General features: G+C 46.2%; 18 protein-coding genes. 7 read left to right on the top strand and 11 right to left on the bottom strand.

Annotated features, from left to right (window positions below):
- Nucleotides 1–254: 254 nt before the first annotated feature.
- Nucleotides 255–560 carry a hypothetical protein gene (locus BLW49_RS12865; protein ID WP_090724991.1) on the bottom strand — a complete coding sequence of 102 codons (306 nt, stop codon included), beginning with the start codon at nt 558–560 and terminating at the stop codon, nt 255–257.
- Nucleotides 541–1,296, bottom strand: coding sequence for an SDR family oxidoreductase (locus BLW49_RS12860; protein WP_090724990.1), 756 nt, complete (start codon nt 1,294–1,296; stop codon nt 541–543). The genes BLW49_RS12865 and BLW49_RS12860 overlap by 20 nt, the downstream gene beginning before the upstream one ends.
- Before the next feature lie 125 nt (nt 1,297–1,421).
- On the opposite strand from BLW49_RS12860, the gene BLW49_RS12855 reads away from it, so the two are divergent.
- Entirely contained in the window at nt 1,422–1,970 is a 549-nt protein-coding gene (locus BLW49_RS12855; RefSeq protein WP_076314204.1) for a TetR/AcrR family transcriptional regulator, read from the top strand.
- Nucleotides 1,971–2,082: 112 nt separating this feature from the next.
- Here the strand turns inward: BLW49_RS12855 and BLW49_RS12850 are convergent, their stop codons facing one another.
- On the bottom strand, nt 2,083–2,757 hold the full coding sequence (locus tag BLW49_RS12850; protein WP_090724988.1) for a class I SAM-dependent methyltransferase: 675 nt from the start codon (nt 2,755–2,757) through the stop codon (nt 2,083–2,085).
- 204 nt (nt 2,758–2,961) lie between these two features.
- Here BLW49_RS12850 and BLW49_RS12845 point away from each other — a divergent pair, with 204 nt between their 5' ends.
- Nucleotides 2,962–4,788 (top strand): hypothetical protein, encoded by a 1,827-nt coding sequence (locus BLW49_RS12845; RefSeq protein WP_090724987.1) that lies wholly within the window; start codon nt 2,962–2,964, stop codon nt 4,786–4,788.
- Nucleotides 4,789–4,815: 27 nt separating this feature from the next.
- Here BLW49_RS12845 and BLW49_RS12840 read toward each other — a convergent pair whose 3' ends face one another.
- Complete coding sequence (locus BLW49_RS12840) at nt 4,816–5,247, bottom strand: hypothetical protein (RefSeq protein ID WP_090724985.1); 432 nt, start codon at nt 5,245–5,247, stop codon at nt 4,816–4,818.
- Nucleotides 5,244–5,450, bottom strand: coding sequence for a helix-turn-helix transcriptional regulator (locus BLW49_RS12835; protein WP_076314208.1), 207 nt, complete (start codon nt 5,448–5,450; stop codon nt 5,244–5,246). Before BLW49_RS12835 ends, BLW49_RS12840 begins: the two co-directional genes overlap by 4 nt.
- Before the next feature lie 261 nt (nt 5,451–5,711).
- Between BLW49_RS12835 and BLW49_RS12830 the strand changes: the two genes are divergently transcribed.
- Nucleotides 5,712–6,395 carry a hypothetical protein gene (locus BLW49_RS12830; protein WP_090724983.1) on the top strand — a complete coding sequence of 228 codons (684 nt, stop codon included), beginning with the start codon at nt 5,712–5,714 and terminating at the stop codon, nt 6,393–6,395.
- On the opposite strand, the gene BLW49_RS12825 is transcribed toward BLW49_RS12830, so the two are convergent.
- From BLW49_RS12825 to BLW49_RS12800, 6 genes are all read right to left on the bottom strand, one after another.
- Entirely contained in the window at nt 6,364–7,233 is an 870-nt protein-coding gene (locus tag BLW49_RS12825) for a helix-turn-helix transcriptional regulator (RefSeq protein WP_090724982.1), read from the bottom strand. The two genes, BLW49_RS12830 and BLW49_RS12825, sit on opposite strands and share 32 nt — an antisense overlap.
- A 245-nt stretch (nt 7,234–7,478) precedes the next feature.
- On the bottom strand, nt 7,479–8,309 hold the full coding sequence (locus BLW49_RS12820; RefSeq protein WP_090724980.1) for an ABC transporter ATP-binding protein: 831 nt from the start codon (nt 8,307–8,309) through the stop codon (nt 7,479–7,481).
- Nucleotides 8,309–9,340, bottom strand: coding sequence for a FecCD family ABC transporter permease (locus tag BLW49_RS12815; RefSeq protein ID WP_090724978.1), 1,032 nt, complete (start codon nt 9,338–9,340; stop codon nt 8,309–8,311). Before BLW49_RS12815 ends, BLW49_RS12820 begins: the two co-directional genes overlap by 1 nt.
- Nucleotides 9,337–10,377 carry a FecCD family ABC transporter permease gene (locus BLW49_RS12810; RefSeq protein WP_076314213.1) on the bottom strand — a complete coding sequence of 347 codons (1,041 nt, stop codon included), beginning with the start codon at nt 10,375–10,377 and terminating at the stop codon, nt 9,337–9,339. The genes BLW49_RS12815 and BLW49_RS12810 overlap by 4 nt, the downstream gene beginning before the upstream one ends.
- Entirely contained in the window at nt 10,370–11,470 is a 1,101-nt protein-coding gene (locus BLW49_RS12805) for an iron-siderophore ABC transporter substrate-binding protein (RefSeq protein ID WP_076314214.1), read from the bottom strand. The genes BLW49_RS12810 and BLW49_RS12805 overlap by 8 nt, the downstream gene beginning before the upstream one ends.
- A 63-nt stretch (nt 11,471–11,533) precedes the next feature.
- The gene (locus BLW49_RS12800) at nt 11,534–12,622 is read right to left on the bottom strand and encodes an iron-siderophore ABC transporter substrate-binding protein (RefSeq protein WP_076314215.1); all 1,089 of its coding nucleotides are present in this window, start codon (nt 12,620–12,622) and stop codon (nt 11,534–11,536) included.
- Between the two features lie 420 nt (nt 12,623–13,042).
- Between BLW49_RS12800 and BLW49_RS12795 the strand changes: the two genes are divergently transcribed.
- From BLW49_RS12795 to BLW49_RS12780, 4 genes are all read left to right on the top strand, one after another.
- Nucleotides 13,043–14,578, top strand: a complete 1,536-nt coding sequence (locus BLW49_RS12795) for a malate:quinone oxidoreductase (protein ID WP_090724977.1) — start codon at nt 13,043–13,045, stop codon at nt 14,576–14,578.
- Nucleotides 14,579–14,815: 237 nt separating this feature from the next.
- The gene (locus BLW49_RS12790) at nt 14,816–15,772 is read left to right on the top strand and encodes an ABC transporter permease (protein ID WP_076314217.1); all 957 of its coding nucleotides are present in this window, start codon (nt 14,816–14,818) and stop codon (nt 15,770–15,772) included.
- Nucleotides 15,759–16,718, top strand: a complete 960-nt coding sequence (locus BLW49_RS12785) for an iron chelate uptake ABC transporter family permease subunit (protein WP_076314218.1) — start codon at nt 15,759–15,761, stop codon at nt 16,716–16,718. The genes BLW49_RS12790 and BLW49_RS12785 overlap by 14 nt, the downstream gene beginning before the upstream one ends.
- The gene (locus tag BLW49_RS12780) at nt 16,715–17,482 is read left to right on the top strand and encodes an iron ABC transporter ATP-binding protein (protein WP_076314219.1); all 768 of its coding nucleotides are present in this window, start codon (nt 16,715–16,717) and stop codon (nt 17,480–17,482) included. The genes BLW49_RS12785 and BLW49_RS12780 overlap by 4 nt, the downstream gene beginning before the upstream one ends.
- Nucleotides 17,483–17,530 lie beyond the last annotated feature (48 nt).

The following is a 17,530-nucleotide window of genomic DNA, read 5'->3' as shown; positions in this document are numbered from 1 at the left end:
ATCGTTTGATTATGGCTTATCACATTTTTTGTAAAGAATGATCTCCATCGGGCATAAAAAAACAGCGATTCTCCCATGGAGGATCGCTGTTCTATGTATTGTTCTATTTTGAGGCCAAGCGGTATTATTCTACCGAGTATTTAATCAAATTCCCAGAGACGCCTATCATTTTCTCACTAGTTCCGAAATTCCCCGGATTAGACTGGAGACCTGAGAGACCTTCCCTGCATTCTCCACAGCAAGCTTGCTGTTCTCTAGAATCTGCTCGCTTCCTGTAGCTCCTCAGCATGTGCCGCTACGTGCTGTACCATATCGATAAGCTCGTTCGAGATGTGCTGGGTAATCGGAATATTGATCGTATCTACGTGGAAACCGTAAACTTCTTCACTGATATGTACGAGACTCGGCTCGCATCCGTTAGTTAAGGCTTTAAAGTCCTGAAACTCAGGGATGAGCGGATCGCCAACACCTCCACCGGAAGAGCGAATCGTATTTGTGTCACAGGAGGGCTGACGATTGAGTATTTGAAGTACGGCTGTTTCATCCCCGCGCCATTGCATTTGAAAGAGCATCTGGAAAGTATCTGCCGGCAAAGCGTAGAAATTTAGAGAATCCCGGGACGACCCTCTTTTTATTCTGCTCCATCCCATGGATTCCGTGCTTCACCAGTGAATCTAGGCTCATGTTGGGAATAGGGCCGCCGCTGTGCATATCCGGTTGGAGACTGGTTTCCGCAACGAGAGGCGGGACAAGCTCCATCACATGAACGTTTCTTCCAGATTTCTTGAGCTGAATTCGCAGTGCATTGGTGAACATATGCACTCCTGCTTTCGTAGCCGAGTAGACCGGATGAGCGGGCGAAGAGACGTAGGACAGACCGGAGCTTACAGTGACAATCATGGCTTCGTCCTGCCTGCTCAATTGAGGGAGTAAAGCTTCTGTCATCCAGATGGTCCCGTTTAAATTCGTATCCACCTCTGCGGTAGTTCGCTCCAAATCAAGGTTGTCGTCCATCAATTCGAATGCGCGCATAATACCAGCTGAGTTAAATAAGATCGAGGCTTCTGGGTAGCGGTCACGTATGAATGCAGCCATTTCACGAACGGAGTTTGCATTAGAGACGTCACCTTGCAGTCCGATGAGCCCCTTATGTTTGCTGGTCACTTGATCGAGGGTTGCCTGATTCCGACCGATGACAATGACTGTATTGCCGCGATTCATAAACTCCAAGGCGAAGGCAAGACCAATACCGGAAGTACCGCCTGTCACAATAATTGTACGATTAGAAAGCTTCATCCAATGACTCTCCTTTTCAAGTTACATTTTTTGAATTTTGTAACAACCGAGCAAACTAAGCATACAATGCCAAGTTACAAAAATCAATAGTTGTAACCTCTGATGCCAATCTGTATAATACAATTATGAAAAATTTAAGCAGAGAGCTCATTTTACAAACCGCACATCGAATGGTCGTTGAAAACGGCATGGAGAAAGTGAATCTGTCCAAGGTCGGATCTGAGCTGGGGACAACGCACGCCGCGATCTACAAGTATTTTTCGGGCAAGGAAGAGCTGTGGACAGAGCTTGCATTATCTTGGCTGGACCATGAATTGGCGGGGCTGTTCCCATTCAATACGGACAAGTACTCATCTACGAAGGACATCGTGCACGACTGGTTATGGGAATTAAGTCATTCGAAATATGAAGCTTATATGCGTGAGACTGAAATGTTTAAGCTATATACGGCTTATATCGATGGGAATCCTAAGGTGCTCGTACGGCACATTGGCGATTTATTGGGCAGTCTGAAGGCAGCGAGCGGCATAGAGGACATTCAGCAGCTGCAGGCTATTTTGCTGGCGTTCTCTTATTTCTCCGCACCGGCTTATGCAGATAATTGGCTGAGGATTGACTTCAGAGCAGAGTTTGAATCAGTTTGGAAGCTGATTGAATCGGGGATTATGGCATAGTCGAGCATAGAGCTTGTGTTACTTCCGTATGCTGTTCGGCTTAGTGGAATAGAGGAGCGTGATTAGTCACACTCCTCTATGCCACACTTGCAACTATGGAAGATAACTTTAATCATTTTTTTCCGAAAAATACGGCAAAATCCAAATGCTTATACATACAATCTACATCTTGAAATCCCGCTTGCTCCATCCACTGGATCTGATCAACTAATTTTGCATTGATATCCAGCTTTCTTCTCTCTATGGATGCGTCAATCGCTTCCTTGCTGAGTCCACTTTCGTTAATACGCTCCAGCCAGCGTCGTCTGAACAATTCATCGTTTTGCGGAGTATTACCTGCTACTTGATCTGCATTTACAAAAATACCGCCGTCATTTAACAGCTGATGTATTGTGGAGAATAATTGCCTTTTGGCGGTGTGAGTCAAATGATGTATCGATAATGAAGAAATGACGATGTCATAGTTCTGAGAGAATGTTAGGTTCGAATAGTCCCCAACCACATATTCAATATTGCCTAATGAATGAAATCTCTCACGCGCGCCCTCCAACATTTTATCGCTCAAATCCACCAGTGTAATCTGCGAGTTAGGATATTTCTGATAGACCATGCTAGAAAATAACCCGGTACCTGCACCAAGATCAAGGATCTTTGGAGAGTCACTGCGGCTTTCAACCAAGGATAGAGCCATCCCATAAAAATCCTCAAAACAAGGGATAAGGTGTTTCCTCTCCCGATCATAGTCACGGGCAACAGCGTCAAAAAGCTTCTTCACGGATAATTCCATTCCAACTCCCCCTTATACGTTTAACTCCATTGTAAAGAATAGAGCCGTGATTGGTATAATATATAAATCAAATAAAGTTGATAGGAAATGACTATAGAGAGGTTGCAGCACAGTATAAGCCAGCAGAGCCTACAGGGCACAGGTTCATGGTATGATGGATTAATAGGAATTTTTGTCTAATATTCACACAAAGGAAGGTAACGAATGGGATTTAAAGAGGAATTTAAGCGCGAAATGAACAACGCGATGAAAGACATAGAGAAAGAGGTGCACCATACGTGGAAGCTTGATTATCAAGGGCATTCCATTGAAGTCCATCATCAGTTAAAAGAAGAACAGCTCATCATTGATGGTATGACAGTGGATAAGAACCAACGAAAATATCTGTTATCACATATTATGCCTTACTCCAGATTATCAGGTACGCTGCTAACGGACGATGGAGTGAAGCATAAGGTTACAGTTAAGCTTGGAGGATTCATACACTTTAACTGCATAATTAAGATAGACAATAAGCTCGTATTGAATAATTCACATAAGCTGGATTTCCTTCCATGGGAGCATAAAGAGCCGCTCGTTCCTTATATACAGCGACAAGTTCAGATGCACGGAACGATCATTAACGATGATTTGCCTGATGATGAATACGTGTATGATGAGAATCATCGGCGCGTAGCGGCGGGGTATGCTGATTATGGAGTCGTGGAGGTGCCGAATCCATATCACAATAAGAAGCTCATCGAACGATTCGAACAGCAGCTTACGGATCCGACGAATAAAACACGCAAGGCAACCTATGAACAAATTACGTTTGACCATATGGCAAGCAGCGCTTCAGAGTTCATCGAACGATTAGAGCAAGCCGAGCTGGATGAAGCTCTTGTAGAGCAGGAGGCCCTCTGGCTGCTTGAGCATGCAGCGCATCGGGAGGTTGTGAAGTTCGCTGTATTAGTGCTTGGGACTATACACGGTGAGAAACACAGGGACCTCTTATTCACCATTGGCTTGCATTCTGAATTCACAGCATACGTCAGCATGGCATTGAAGAACGGAATCAGAGAACCGGATCAGACGATCTTTGCGCTCGCCCAATCGACTCAGGGCTATGGCAAAGTGGCCGCTGTTGAACAGCTGGAAGCCACCACACCGGACATGAAATATTGGCTGCTGACAAAAGGCTGTGAAGGCAGCTTAGCTGCGTATTCGGCCTACACCTGTGCAGTCAAAGGAGATCTCCCAATAGCGCTGTACCAGGAGGAGATATCAAAAGAGCTTTACAATGGAGCAGGCCGTATAATTCAAACGCTGCTTGATGAAGCGGTGGATCATGACATCGATGATTATTTATTTGAGACGGCGACTCTATTTCGCTTCGTTTCCCATGCACGTCACCACTGTGAATCACTTACAGACTTCTATCCAATTATGAAAATAGATGAATTCCTCAGCTCTGAAGAAATCTGGGAAGACAGATCAGATGATGCGTGGAAGCAGCAAGAGCGTCTTTCTATTCAGGAAGCGATCCGTCCCATGGTTAACAATCCGAAATGGCCGCAGCTTGCCATGGATGCAATTGAGCAGAGAATCATTAATATAGAGGCGATTGAGGTTGCCCGGCACTACAAGCTGGACATTCGTTCCCAGCTGTTTGAGCTGCTTGATTTGAATCCAACAGATCAACATGTGTACCAAGCCATAATTCATTCAAATCATCGCGAGGATATGATGGATCTCTGTGCTTTTGCAGAACGTCATTTATTAGCTGCCGAGCTCTCAACAGAACAAGAAAAATGTCTGCGGTGCATTGTTCAAGGGCTATACGATGACGAAGGAACAGGGCTTCCATTGGTACTAGCTGCACTTGAATCAAATAAGGAGGAGCTTCAATATTCGGCCCTGAGCGTCTTAGAATGTTGGACACCTTCGGTCTGGCAAGAGCCGAGCGTACTGGCTGCAATAAAGACAATTGCAACAACAAGTAAGGATAAGGATGATCGCAAGCTTGCGAAGCAGTTGTTATCCAAGCCTTAAGTTAGAGGCAAGGGGTACGGGACTTCATCACATCTCTTTGTAGTACTTGAAACGGTAATAACTGTTACTGACAAGGATAAACAGATAGGTAAACACCAATAGCAGCAATACGATCAGCTCTACACCCATCAAGGATAATGCTAAGATTAGCGCGCCAAATACAAAGGTCATCATATCGTACGCTTTTGCTTTTGCCCGGTTGGCGATCGCCAGATTACGCTCATCGTTCTGGTCAATCTCAAGCTGCTTAGCAGCGGCGGGTGCCCGCTTCATTGCATGTTGGAGGATGACTTCTCCTATACCATGACCAAAAATAACACAGCCCACTCCTACACAAATATAAGGCAATGCTCGCAGCATACCTTCTGGATCTTCAAATGCTTTGATGAAGTACAGACCGCCTGCGAGCAGTCCTATGCCTAAGACGGTAAATATATAAGACGAAACCAATTTATTCATGCCTTCTCATCCTCCTCATAAATAAAGATTTCTTCGATACGCATACCGAAATAACGAGCAATCTTGAACGCTAACAGAATCGATGGGTTATAACGGCCGTTCTCCAGTGAACCGATCGTTTGTCGTGATACTTCAAGAGCTGCTGCTAATTCCTCTTGTTTAATTCCGCGCTGCTTGCGGATTTCTTCTAAACGGTTATTCATGTGTTCGCCCTCCATATGGAAAGTCAGCTTTACATATAGAGAGTATATCGTGCAATGCGAGCAATGTAAAGCAAACTTTCCATTGTGATTGAGGGACAGTGACCTTTCAGCCTCATCCTGAGTTTTATCGTTCAAGAGAGCATCTCGAGAGAGGTGCTTTTTTGAATTACAGCAAGATGTGAGAAGTAAAAGAAAGCGGAGGGTGTTACGTTGTAGCTGTTGATAGTTAACGACATCAGAACTCGAATGGAGGTAAAAAACATGAGTAATAAGCACAACAAAAAGAAAATGAACCGAGGCCTGACAGCTGCGGGCATTTTCCGTGGGGCGGGCTTATCAGCAGTGGTGGCAGGGCTTCTATACATCGTCATTCAGTTCATTCACCCGCCAGATGATCTGTCTTCTGTGAACTCCAGTTCTTGGGTCATGGTTGCATGCTTAACCCTTGTCATGTCTCTCTCCAGCCTAATTGGAATGACAGGGGTTTACATGAGGCAGGTACAAGAAGCGGGTTGGCTTGGTCTGATCGGTATTCTGCTGTTCGGTCTATTTTGGCTCATATCATTCGCCTTCAGCTTCATCGAAGCCTTTGTTATGCCGCTGCTAACAACGGATGCCGGAATATTTGTAGAAGGAATGTTGGGGATATTTGATGGAACGGAGAGTGCGGCTCATCTCGGAATCTTTCCGGCATTAGCCGGTTTAGCGGGCGGCATGTATATACTGGGTGGACTGCTGCTTGGCATCGCCATATTTCGGGCCAGAGTTCTGCCGCGCATGGCGGGTATTTTGCTTGCTTGTGCTGCCGCAGCGACCGTCGCCACTTCAATCATCCCTCACCCGCTGGACCGAATGATGGCAGTGCCCATGGGAGTGGCCCTAATATGGCTGGGATATGCGCTCTATGTCCGGTCTAACATTCTGAATCCGAAGGAAGCTTTTTGATGGGGGCATAGATGTGGTAACTTGAATCGAGATTGTGGACGTCATCAAATACTTGTACGAGTTCGATATCGGATTGCTCCGCTTCTTGTCTGGAGATCTTTAGAAATCTTGCATAATCCGTTTCGAGCACACTCCCAATCTCAAGCAGGTCTCCGAAGTACTTGAACCGGGCACAAAAAATCGGAGGTACATTGACCGTAAAATAAAAGGGCTTATGAATTTGAATATCGCACGGAATTCCGAACAGAACCTTGAACTGGGTGGAGTTAGGCTGGCAGTTAGAGTAAATGACATAGCAGGGGCCATTTATGCTCTCATCAATCTGACTTAATAATAGCTTCGCATGATCACGAATTCGCTCTTTATAATCGGCTATGGCTAAATCTACCTCAAAGGCAATGCCGCTGAGCTGGATTTCATCTAATTCGATGAGGGTAAAGTCGGTAACGATATCACCGTTGATGTTTTTAATGGGTCTTTTGACAACTGCAGGGACAGGGGTTGGAGAGATCGTATGAGTTCCTGCCCTCAGAGAGCGGGGAGCTACGCCGTAATGTCGTTTGAAAGCGCGGGTAAAGGAGGCTTGGGTACCAAAGCTGAGCTCATAAGCGATGTCCGTTAGAGACATGTTATGGTTTTGTATCAACGTAACAGAAGCATTCAATCTTCTGGATAGAATGTATTGATTTAACGAACAGCCCATCATTGCAGAGAACAGCCTGTGGAAGTAGTACTTTGATATGTTAAAGGAGGCTGCAACAGATTCCACGGACAAATGCTCATGCAGATGTTCCTCGATATAAATTAATGCCCTATCTACTGCCTCATAATGGTCCATGAATAACTCCTTTGCTCAGGTGTTCTCTGATCATTTTTGTAGTAAGTATAACGTAGCCTGAGGGATACACACCATCCTTTTATTTGATCCAGATCATTTCCAATTTAGATGTTCGATCTGTTCAAATACGGCCGAATACAACTTCTAAGGTTTCGCAAAAAGAATGCAGAACGTACAGAAGGCACCCGAGCGGGTGCCTTTTGTATGTTCTGTATGTAATTCTTACACGAATCCTTATACAAGCTCTAAGCGTCTTGGAATTCTCTGGTCAAGGCTGCATTCACATGATATCGTCCCTTCGGCACGATCAATGGTGAACCGGATACAGGATCTTCAATGACTGTGCAGTCCAGTTCAAATACATCCTTGATCAGTTCACTCGTAATGACCTCCGATGGCCGTCCCTCAGCGATGAGCTCTCCCTTGCGAATCGCATAGATATAATCCGCATACCGTGCAGACAGATTGATGTCATGAAGAACCATCACAATGGTTGTCCCGTGCTTCCGGTTAAGATCGGTAAGCAGATCCAGGATCTCCACCTGATAGGTGATATCGAGAAAGGTTGTCGGCTCGTCCAGAAAAAGAATGTCCGTCTGCTGAGCGAGTGCCATCGCAATCCAGACGCGTTGTCTTTGACCGCCGGACAGCTCATCTATGCTGCGGTTGGCAAGCTCCGTAATCTTCATGATCTCCATCGCTTCTGCTACAGCTTCAGTATCCTTCTTCGTCCATCCCCCAAGAAGGGACTGATGGGGGAATCTGCCCCGGCCGATCAGATCGGCGACAGAAATTCCTTCAGGGACGATAGGGGACTGCGGCAGCAGTCCTAGGATACGCGCCAAAGCCTTAGGAGGAATCTTACTGATCGACTTCCCGTCCAGGGTCACTTCTCCAGCTTCCGGCTTGATTAGCTTGGCGAGCGTTTTGAGCAGTGTCGATTTACCGCAGGCATTAGCCCCAATAATGACACTAATCTGATTACTGGGAATGATCAGGTTGATATTCTCAATAATCGTTCGCTGCTCATAACCCGCTGCCAATTGATCTGCTTGAAATACGTGAGTCGGTTTCATTAAAAATCTCCCTTTCGATTCATTCGGATGAGCAGATAGATCAGATAAGGCGCTCCGAGGATTCCAGTGATGACGCCCACAGGGAATCTAGTCTCAAAAGCAAACTGTCCGATTAAATCTGCTGCCAGAACCAAGATAACTCCGACAAGACCGGCAGGAATGACAGTAGAGTAACCTGCACCGACAAGTCTTTTGGCAATCGGTCCAGCCAGAAAAGCGACGAAGGCAATCGGTCCTGTAGTGGCGGTAGCGACCGCAATCATACAGACGGTGCCGAGAATCAGCGCTATTCGCGTTCTATCCGTATGGATACCGAGAGAAGTAGCTGCCTGCTCGCCAAGCTCTAGCAGGCTCAGATGTCTGCCTAACAAGACAACGATCGGTGTACATACAAGTACCGTAATGATTAGTGGCGGAAGCTCGTCCATCTGGGCGCCGTTAAGTGTACCGCTTAGCCAGCGGTACGCAGAACCGATGTCATGCTCGGAGCTGATCCGCAGCATATAAGATATGACGGAGCCGAGCATAGCATCAAGACCAATACCGACAAGAATTAAACGCCCGAATGAGAAGGACTTTTTATGAGATAACAGATAGAGAAGCATGACCGTAGCCAGACCGGCGATGACAGAGGCAATAAAGATAACCGCTTCACTCGTATGAAGAATGAGGATACAGTATACAGCCGCTGCACTTGAGCCTGAGGTAATGCCGAGTACGTTCGGATTCGCAAGCGGATTGCGAAGCATGGTCTGGAAGACGCTTCCGGCTAGACCGAAGGCAAATCCAGCGAACAAGCCTGCCAGCATCCTCGGCAGACGGATCGTCTCAATCGCGAATGTCGCACCCTTGATATCCTCACCCGATAATACTCGTGCGATCACATCCACCGGATAGATCGTATTCCCAAAATAGAGCATCAGGACGCACAGCACAAAAGCAATAGCAGCAAGTGTTGTCGTTACCAGCACATATTGGCGGCGTCGCTGACGTCTGCCGGATACAATTAAATTGATCGTATTATTCATCATAAGGCACGCACTTTCGATCTCATCGCTAGTATGATTAGAATCGGAGCGCCGACGAAGGCAGTAACGATACCTACTTCAAGCTCTCCGGGTCTTCCAAGGATTCTTCCAATCACGTCGGATCCGGTTAATACGATCGCTCCTGTCAGCGCAGACATGGGAATGAGATAACGCTGGTCAGGTCCGATCATCAAACGTATTAGATGTGTCGCCAGAAGTCCGACGAATGCAATCGGCCCCGCAAGTGCCGTTACTGTACCACATAGAATAACCGCAGCGAATGACGCAATTAGACGCAGAACTCCGGTCCGAACACCGAGGCCGGTTGCTGCTTCATCTCCTAGTGCCAGCGCATTCAGTGCAGGAGCCGTAAATATGGCGATTAGAAAACTAATTAATAGGAAAGGAAAGAAGATCCCGATATCGCTCCAATTTGCTCCCCCGACGCTTCCCACCTGCCAGTAGCGAACCTGATCCATCACGTTCGAGCGTGGAATCATAATGGCGCTTACTAGTGAAGAAAGGGCAGCACTAGTAGCCGCCCCCGCTAACACGAGTTTAACAGGTGTGGGTCCGCCTCGTCCAAGCGAGCCGATCCCCATGACAAACATCGCAGTAACCGCCGCGCCGATACAGGCCATCACGATAAATTCATTAGGCGAGCCAATGTTCAGGAATGCAATTCCGGCAACAACAAACAAGGATGCACCGGTATTTACACCGAGAATACTTGGATCGGCAATCGGATTGCGCGTGACTGCCTGCATGAGGGCACCGGCAATACCGAGTGCACCTCCGCATAAGAGACTGAACACGGTTCGGGTAATTCGCTGCGCAATGACGTTGGCATCATAGGACTCGCTGCTTGGATGGAACAACGCGTCCATTAATTCTTTAAGTCCGATGACTCTTGAACCGAATGCAAGTGATGCCACCACGCAAATACCGAGAACAATCACGCTAAGAATCAGGACCACTACAAAATGCTTCGGTGCGGGCGAATTCTGCGGCTTGTCTGTTAATGTCGCTGGATTATTCATTGACTTTCTTAGCAGATGCATCGATCAATTCCAAATATTCATCAATCGTACTTGCGATTGAAAGTGGATTTGGGTTACCTGCAGCTGCAAGCGGTGTGTTGTCTCCGATCACGACAACCGAGCCTCTTTCAATAGCTGGGACTTTGCCAAGGAGTGGATCTGCTTGGAGGGCACTAAGCAGGTTCTCGTCTCCATAGGTAACGATGATGTCCGTATCTTTAAGCGCATCTGCATTCTCTGCACTTAGCTGCAGATAGAAGCTGTCTTCCGACACTAGACTTGCAAGTCCTTCCGGGAACGTCATGCCGAGCTCCATCAGGAAGTCTCCGCGAGGGTCACCTGGCGCGTATACCGAGAGCTGAGACAGGTCGGTTGGAGTAATATATACGAAGGCAGCTGTCTTACCTTGAATATCTGGATACGCGGATGATTTCTCCTTGATCAGGTTCTCTGTGTCTTCGATGAGCTTCTCGCCTTCTGCCTGCATACCCATTCCCATTGCGTTATACAGAACTTGATCCTGCCAAGTGGTTACCCAGGCTGTCTCTTGATAAGGAATAACCGGAGCAATTTGGCTCAGCGTATCATAATCTTCTTGTGTAATACCCGAGTAAGTAGCGAGAATGACATCAGGAGCGGAGTCAGAGATGGCTTCAAAATCAAGTCCGTCTGTATCCTGATAGACATTCGGATTCGTTACGCCAAGCTCATCCAGCTTCTCCTTCGTCCAAGGCAGCAGTCCGCTGTCGTCTTGTACACCGTAGTTCGCTGCAGAGAAGCCAACAGGTACAACGCCAAGGGCAAGTGCAACATCATGGTTACCCCATTGGATGGTAGCTACACGTTCAGGCTTGCTCTCAATCGTTGTTTCGCCAAAAGCATGCTTAATTGTGATGGGATACTGGGTAGCATCCGCATCCTCTTCGGTTACCGGTGTTTCCGTCTGAGGTGCTTCCGCTGCTGAAGAATTTGCAGGAGCTTCATTCGCAGTTGAAGTTGAATCGGACTCCTGGGCTCCGCAGCCCACAAGTGCAATCGCAAGTATTGCCGATACCGCGATTGTTTTTATAGAGTATTTCTGAGAGTCTTTCATAATACATACCCTGCCTTTTTGAATTTATATTTTTATGGAGTGAGTCAGTTTAGTAAATTAGAACTATTCGACCTTGCTGATTGCTTCTGAGATGAGATCCAGGTAATCATCAATCGTATAAGCGATGGACAGAGGATTCGGATTGCCGGCAGCCGCTAGAGGTGTGCCGTTACCGATAAATACAACGGAGCCTCTCTCGATGGCAGGAATTTTACCAAGCAGCGGATCTGCCTTGACAGCTTCATACAAGTCCTCGCCGCCATATCCAACAATGAGATCTGCATCGTTCAGTACATCAGCATTCTCTGCACTTAGGCTCAAGGAGTAGCTGGTTTTGTCTTCAATCTGTGATGTTACGCTCTCAGGATATTCCATTCCAAGCTCAATCAGGAACTCGCCGCGTGGATCTGTAGGTGTATACACATGCATTTTGGACATATCGTCAGCCGAGAAGTTAACCCAGACGACTTTTTTGCCTTGCATTTCAGGGTGTTCACTTGCTTTTTCTTTAATCAGATTCTCGGTATCCTTAATAAGCTGCTCGCCTTCTGCCTTCATGCCCATGCCTGTTGCGTTATACTGCACTTGCTCACGCCATGTTGTAAGCCATGGAGCTGTCGGATAGGCGACAACCGGAGCAATTTGACTAAGAAGGTCATAGTCTTCCTGCGTGATCCCCGAGTAGGCTGCAAGAATGACATCAGGATCAGAGTCGGATATAGCCTCGAAATCCAGTCCATCCGTATCCTGGTATACATTAGGCTGATCTACACCAAGCTCTTTCAGCTTCTCAGCCGTCCAAGGCAGCAGTCCACTGTCATCCTCAACGCCGTAATTGGCCGCAGAGAATCCAACAGGTACAACGCCGAGAGCAAGAACAACATCATGGTTCGCCCATTGGACCGTAGCTACACGCTCCGGCTTACTCTCAATAACGGTTTCGCCAAAAGCGTGCTTGATCGTGATCGGATATTCGGATGCTTCATCCTCGGTAACCGGTGTTTCAGTTTGAGGTGCTTCCGTAGTTGTAGAAGTGGCAGGTGCTTCTGTTGACGTGGAAGTAGAATCGGTCTGCTGGGCTCCGCACCCGACAAGTGTAACGGCTAGTATTGCGGATATTACGATGGTTCTCAGAGAAAAGTTCTGTTTCATTTACGTACCCGTCCTTTATCTATTTATATTTTTTAATGCATTACTAACCTTAAATGGGTGACCAGCGTAGGATATTATGTATGATAATGATTATCAATATCGTAAAACATATAATCCATTTGCCGTATTGTCAATAAAAATCTACTACAATTCTACTAATAGGTAGGGATTTTAGTTCAAAGAGGACGCAATATTTAAGTTTCTGCCATCGGATTTCTCGGAGTTTACACTTTTTAAACCGAATTTAATCGTTTATAATTGTCTGAGAAGAAACACGGAATATTCTACAAAACATGGCACCGGATATGATATGGTAATAGTAGAAGATGTTAGTTCCAAGGTGACGCCCTTGCTGATTGCGACATTTATAGCAGAGCGCTGCCCTTTTTTTACAAATATAGGCGATGAGGAAGGGTTTCAATGAGTGACATACGGATGAATACAGACGTGATCTTGATTGGTGCCGGAGTCATGAGCGCTACCTTGGGTTCATTACTCAAAGAGCTGGCACCTGAATGGAAAATCAAAGTGTTTGAGAAGCTAGGAAGCGCAGGAGAGGAAAGCTCTAATGAATGGAACAATGCCGGCACAGGGCATGCTGCTCTGTGTGAGCTCAACTATACTTCCGAGAAGCCTGACGGATCTATAGACATCAGCAAAGCGACGAAAATCAACGAACAATTTCAGCTATCTAAACAGTTCTGGTCTTATCTGGTCAAAAGCAACTTAATTCGTAATCCGCAGAAATTTATCATGCCCATCCCGCATATGAGTCTGGTGCAAGGGGAGAAGAACGTATCTTATCTGAAGAATCGTTTTAAAGCGCTCTCACAGCATCCGTTATTCCAAGGGATGGAGTTCTCCGATGACCCTGTACAGTTAAAGAAATGGGTACCGCTTATTATGGAAGGACGCACATCCAATGAACCGATCGCAGCGACCAAAATTGACTCGGGGACAGATGTCAACTTTGGCGCTTTGACGCGCATGTTGTTCGATCACTTGAAGAGACAAAATGTCGAGCTTCACTACAAGCACAGCGTGAAGGACATAAAACGAACTAGCGACGGACTATGGCAAGTGAAGGTTCATAACTTAAGCAGCAACAAAACAGAGTACCACACAGCGAAATTCGTCTTTATTGGCGGTGGCGGAGGAAGCTTACCGTTACTGCAGAAAACAGGGATTCCTGAATCCAAGCATATTGGCGGATTTCCGGTCAGCGGACTGTTCATGGTGTGTAACAACCCTAAAGTGGTGGAGAAGCATCATGCCAAAGTATACGGCAAAGCTAAGCTTGGAGCCCCACCAATGTCTGTTCCGCATCTGGATACAAGATACATCGACGGCAAGAAGTCCTTGCTGTTTGGTCCGTTTGCAGGCTTTACACCGAAATTTCTAAAGACGGGTTCCTATTTCGATCTGATTGGTTCCGTCAAACCGAACAATATCCTGACGATGCTCTCGGCAGGTGTGAAGGAAATGGCTCTTACCAAATACTTAATTCAACAGGTTATGCTGTCCAATGAGAAGCGGATGGAGGAGCTGCGCGAGTTCATTCCGAATGCGAAGACCGAGGACTGGGGAATCGTGGTGGCTGGTCAGCGTGTACAGGTCATCAAGGATACAGAGACCGGCGGCAGAGGAACACTCCAATTCGGAACAGAGGTTGTTAGTGCCTCGGACGGCTCCGTTGCTGCGCTGCTTGGGGCATCACCTGGCGCTTCCACGGCAGTGCATGTCATGCTGGAAGTATTAGAGAAGTGCTTTCCGCAGCAGATGAAGGGCTGGGAGCCAAAGATCAAGGAGATGATTCCTTCCTATGGCGTATCGCTGGTAGAGAATCGTGCGATGCTCCAAGAGATCTCTACATCAACGTCCAAGATATTAGGTCTTGGCAGTATCGAGCAGGCGTCTATCAAACCGTCTCCCATGAAGCTTAATGGAAGCATGTAATAGCTGCTGCTGTGCAGCACTAAAAATGTCTGTTTTATCATAAAACATCAGATAGAGGCCTTGGATCCGAGTATGGATTCAGGGCCTCTTGCATATATAGATCAAATGGCTCTAATCAAATTTTATATGGAAAATGGTTTGATAAAAGAGAGTTATTAAAATATAATTGACCCATACTCAGAATGATAATCGTTATCAATTGTCATAAAGAGAATACTTATAACATGAGGAATACTTATGAGACTATGGATGTTAATAGCGGCAGCCGTAGTCCTGTCTTTTGTTTCGCTGTTTATTGGTGCGATTGATATTAACATCTTTGACCTGTTCAACGGTAATTCGGATAAGATGCAAATTTTCCTTATCAGTCGGGTACCCCGCTTAATGGCAATCATACTGGCAGGCATCGGCATGAGTATCGCGGGATTGATTATGCAGTCCTTAAGCCGCAACAAATTTGTATCACCCACGACAGCGGGCACGCTTGATGCAGCGAAGCTGGGCATCTTGATATCAATGCTCTTCTTTGCGAATGTAAGCTATACGTGGCAGGTCATCTTCTGCTTTGTTTTTGCACTTGCAGGCACTCTGGTATTTATGAGAATTCTGGATCGAATTAAATTTAAGGATGTTATCTTCGTACCGCTCATCGGGATTATGTATGGTAATATTCTATCCTCAATCACGACATTCTTCGCTTATGAAGGGGATTTGCTTCAAAATATCTCTTCATGGCTGATGGGCAGCTTCACCCTTGTTATTGCAGGGCGCTATGAGCTCTTGTACCTGAGTGTTCCGGCTGTTATCCTGGCGTACTTATATGCCAACAAATTTACGGTTGCAGGCATGGGCGAGGATTTTGCCAAGAATCTAGGTCTGAGCTACAAAACAGTGCTGAATATAGGACTTATCTTAGTTGCGATTATTGCTACAACTGTTGTGCTGACCGTTGGTGTTATACCGTTCCTGGGACTTATTGTTCCTAACATTGTATCACTGTATCTGGGGGATAATCTGCGCAAAACCATTCCGCATACCGCAGCACTTGGTGTAGTATTCCTATTGGCTTGTGATATTGTGGGGCGCATTGTAATTCATCCTTTTGAAATTCCAGTTAACGTAACGGTGGCGGTAATTGGCAGTGCGATCTTCTTATTTATGTTGTTTAGGGGGAGAGCATATGCAAAAAAATAGCACAAAGTTAATTCTACTAGGGGTTGTTGGCCTTGCATGCATTCTGCTCTATGCCTTCTATGATATAAAAGGCGGGTTTGATTATGCCTTCCCAAGACGCATGGTCCGCATCGGGGCTATGGTTGTAACAGGTATCGCTATCGCATATTCAACCGTTGTATTCCAGACGATTACGCGTAATCGGATTCTGACGCCGTCTGTTATGGGTTTGGATTCTATGTATGAGGTCGTGCAGACTTTAATTTATTTCTTTGCCGGCTCCATGTCGGTATGGGTGCTGAATAAGTACTTGAATTTTGGCGCGGCGATTGCTGCTATGGTTCTATTCGCGCTCATCTTGTACCGGTTCCTGTTTAGGGCAGACAAGCATCCCATTTATTTGCTGCTATTAATAGGAATGATCTTGGGCACACTGCTCGGAAGCTTCGTCACCTTCTTGCAGGTATTGATTGATCCGGTAGAGTATCTAAGCCTTCAAAGTCGTCTCTTCGCGAACTTTACCAATGTTAAGGTCGATTTGTTGTACGTGTCTATTGTGATCTTGGGCATAGCATTTATTTATGGTTATCGTATTATGCACAAGCTCGACGTCATGTCACTGGGCCGTGAGAATGCGATCAATCTTGGTATTAACTATGATGGCATGGTCATGAGAGTGCTGATCCTGTCTTCGGTGCTGATTGCGACATCTACTGCGCTGGTCGGCCCAATCACGTTCTTTGGACTCATTGTGGCCAATCTCGCTTATCAATTTATAGTGACCTATAAACACTCTATATTAATTCTGGGGGCCAGCCTAATTAGTATAATCGCGCTGGTCGGCGGACAATTTCTCGTCGAGCATATACTGGAGCTGCGCACCACACTGAGCGTCATCATTAACTTTGTCGGTGGAATCTACTTTATATTCTTATTACTCAAAGAAAGCAGGGCGGCTGGAAGATGATCGAAATCAAAGGATTAACGAAGCGATATGGCAAGAAGCCTGTTGTAGAGGACGTGTCAGTAACAATTGAATCAGGGCTGATCACATCGTTCATTGGTCCGAATGGTGCGGGTAAATCTACCCTGCTGTCCATGGTCAGCCGTTTGCTTGATTCGGATACAGGGGAAGTATTTATCGACCAAAATGATGTGAAGAAGTGGAAGTCGAGCGAGTTCGCAAAGCGGGTATCCATACTGAAGCAGTCAAACTTTATTAATGTGCGTTTGACGGTGCGTGAGCTGGTTTCCTTTGGACGTTACCCTTATTCCAAAGGGCGGCTTAATGCAGAGGATGAGCAGTTCGTAGACCAAGCAATTGAATATATGAATCTTGCTGATATGCAGGACAAGTATTTGGATGAATTGTCAGGCGGACAGAAGCAGCGAGCATTTATTGCCATGGTCATTGCACAGGATACGGACTATATTTTGCTCGATGAACCACTGAACAACCTGGATATGAAGCACTCTGTCCAAATTATGAAAATTCTACGCAAGCTCGTTGATGAGCTGGGCAAAACGGTCATTATCGTGCTCCATGATATCAACTTTGCCTCCGTGTATTCTGACCGGATTGTGGCGCTTAAGGATGGCAAGCTGGTGAAGGACGGGCCGACACATGAAATTATTAATACCGAGGCTCTGCGTGATATCTACGATATGACGATTCCGGTTCAAGAGCAGAATGGTAACCGTATTTGTGTCTATTTTGATGCCCAATCCTAAGTGAAATAGAGTTCCTGATTATAGGCTGAGGAGCAGCTAAAACAGCTG

Origin of the sequence: Paenibacillus sp. PDC88 (genome assembly GCF_900106725.1) — a bacterium.
In the GTDB taxonomy this organism is placed as follows: domain Bacteria; phylum Bacillota; class Bacilli; order Paenibacillales; family Paenibacillaceae; genus Paenibacillus; species Paenibacillus shunpengii.
This window is presented reverse-complemented; position numbering and strand designations above follow the sequence as displayed.

Bases quoted from the DNA above. Each gene is read 5' to 3' on its own strand.
- BLW49_RS12850 (WP_090724988.1), bottom strand. From the start codon at position 2,757: ATGGAATTATCCGTGAAGAAGCTTTTTGACGCTGTTGCCCGTGACTAT.
- BLW49_RS12780 (WP_076314219.1), top strand. From the start codon at position 16,715: ATGATCGAAATCAAAGGATTAACGAAGCGATATGGCAAGAAGCCTGTT.
- BLW49_RS12860 (WP_090724990.1), bottom strand. From the start codon at position 1,296: ATGAAGCTTTCTAATCGTACAATTATTGTGACAGGCGGTACTTCCGGT.
- BLW49_RS12830 (WP_090724983.1), top strand. From the start codon at position 5,712: ATGAGTAATAAGCACAACAAAAAGAAAATGAACCGAGGCCTGACAGCT.
- BLW49_RS12840 (WP_090724985.1), bottom strand. From the start codon at position 5,247: ATGAATAAATTGGTTTCGTCTTATATATTTACCGTCTTAGGCATAGGA.
- BLW49_RS12865 (WP_090724991.1), bottom strand. From the start codon at position 560: ATGCAATGGCGCGGGGATGAAACAGCCGTACTTCAAATACTCAATCGT.
- BLW49_RS12820 (WP_090724980.1), bottom strand. From the start codon at position 8,309: ATGAAACCGACTCACGTATTTCAAGCAGATCAATTGGCAGCGGGTTAT.
- BLW49_RS12795 (WP_090724977.1), top strand. From the start codon at position 13,043: ATGAGTGACATACGGATGAATACAGACGTGATCTTGATTGGTGCCGGA.
- BLW49_RS12785 (WP_076314218.1), top strand. From the start codon at position 15,759: ATGCAAAAAAATAGCACAAAGTTAATTCTACTAGGGGTTGTTGGCCTT.
- BLW49_RS12855 (WP_076314204.1), top strand. From the start codon at position 1,422: ATGAAAAATTTAAGCAGAGAGCTCATTTTACAAACCGCACATCGAATG.
- BLW49_RS12810 (WP_076314213.1), bottom strand. From the start codon at position 10,377: ATGAATAATCCAGCGACATTAACAGACAAGCCGCAGAATTCGCCCGCA.
- BLW49_RS12790 (WP_076314217.1), top strand. From the start codon at position 14,816: ATGAGACTATGGATGTTAATAGCGGCAGCCGTAGTCCTGTCTTTTGTT.
- BLW49_RS12835 (WP_076314208.1), bottom strand. From the start codon at position 5,450: ATGAATAACCGTTTAGAAGAAATCCGCAAGCAGCGCGGAATTAAACAA.
- BLW49_RS12815 (WP_090724978.1), bottom strand. From the start codon at position 9,340: ATGATGAATAATACGATCAATTTAATTGTATCCGGCAGACGTCAGCGA.
- BLW49_RS12845 (WP_090724987.1), top strand. From the start codon at position 2,962: ATGGGATTTAAAGAGGAATTTAAGCGCGAAATGAACAACGCGATGAAA.
- BLW49_RS12805 (WP_076314214.1), bottom strand. From the start codon at position 11,470: ATGAAAGACTCTCAGAAATACTCTATAAAAACAATCGCGGTATCGGCA.
- BLW49_RS12825 (WP_090724982.1), bottom strand. From the start codon at position 7,233: ATGGACCATTATGAGGCAGTAGATAGGGCATTAATTTATATCGAGGAA.
- BLW49_RS12800 (WP_076314215.1), bottom strand. From the start codon at position 12,622: ATGAAACAGAACTTTTCTCTGAGAACCATCGTAATATCCGCAATACTA.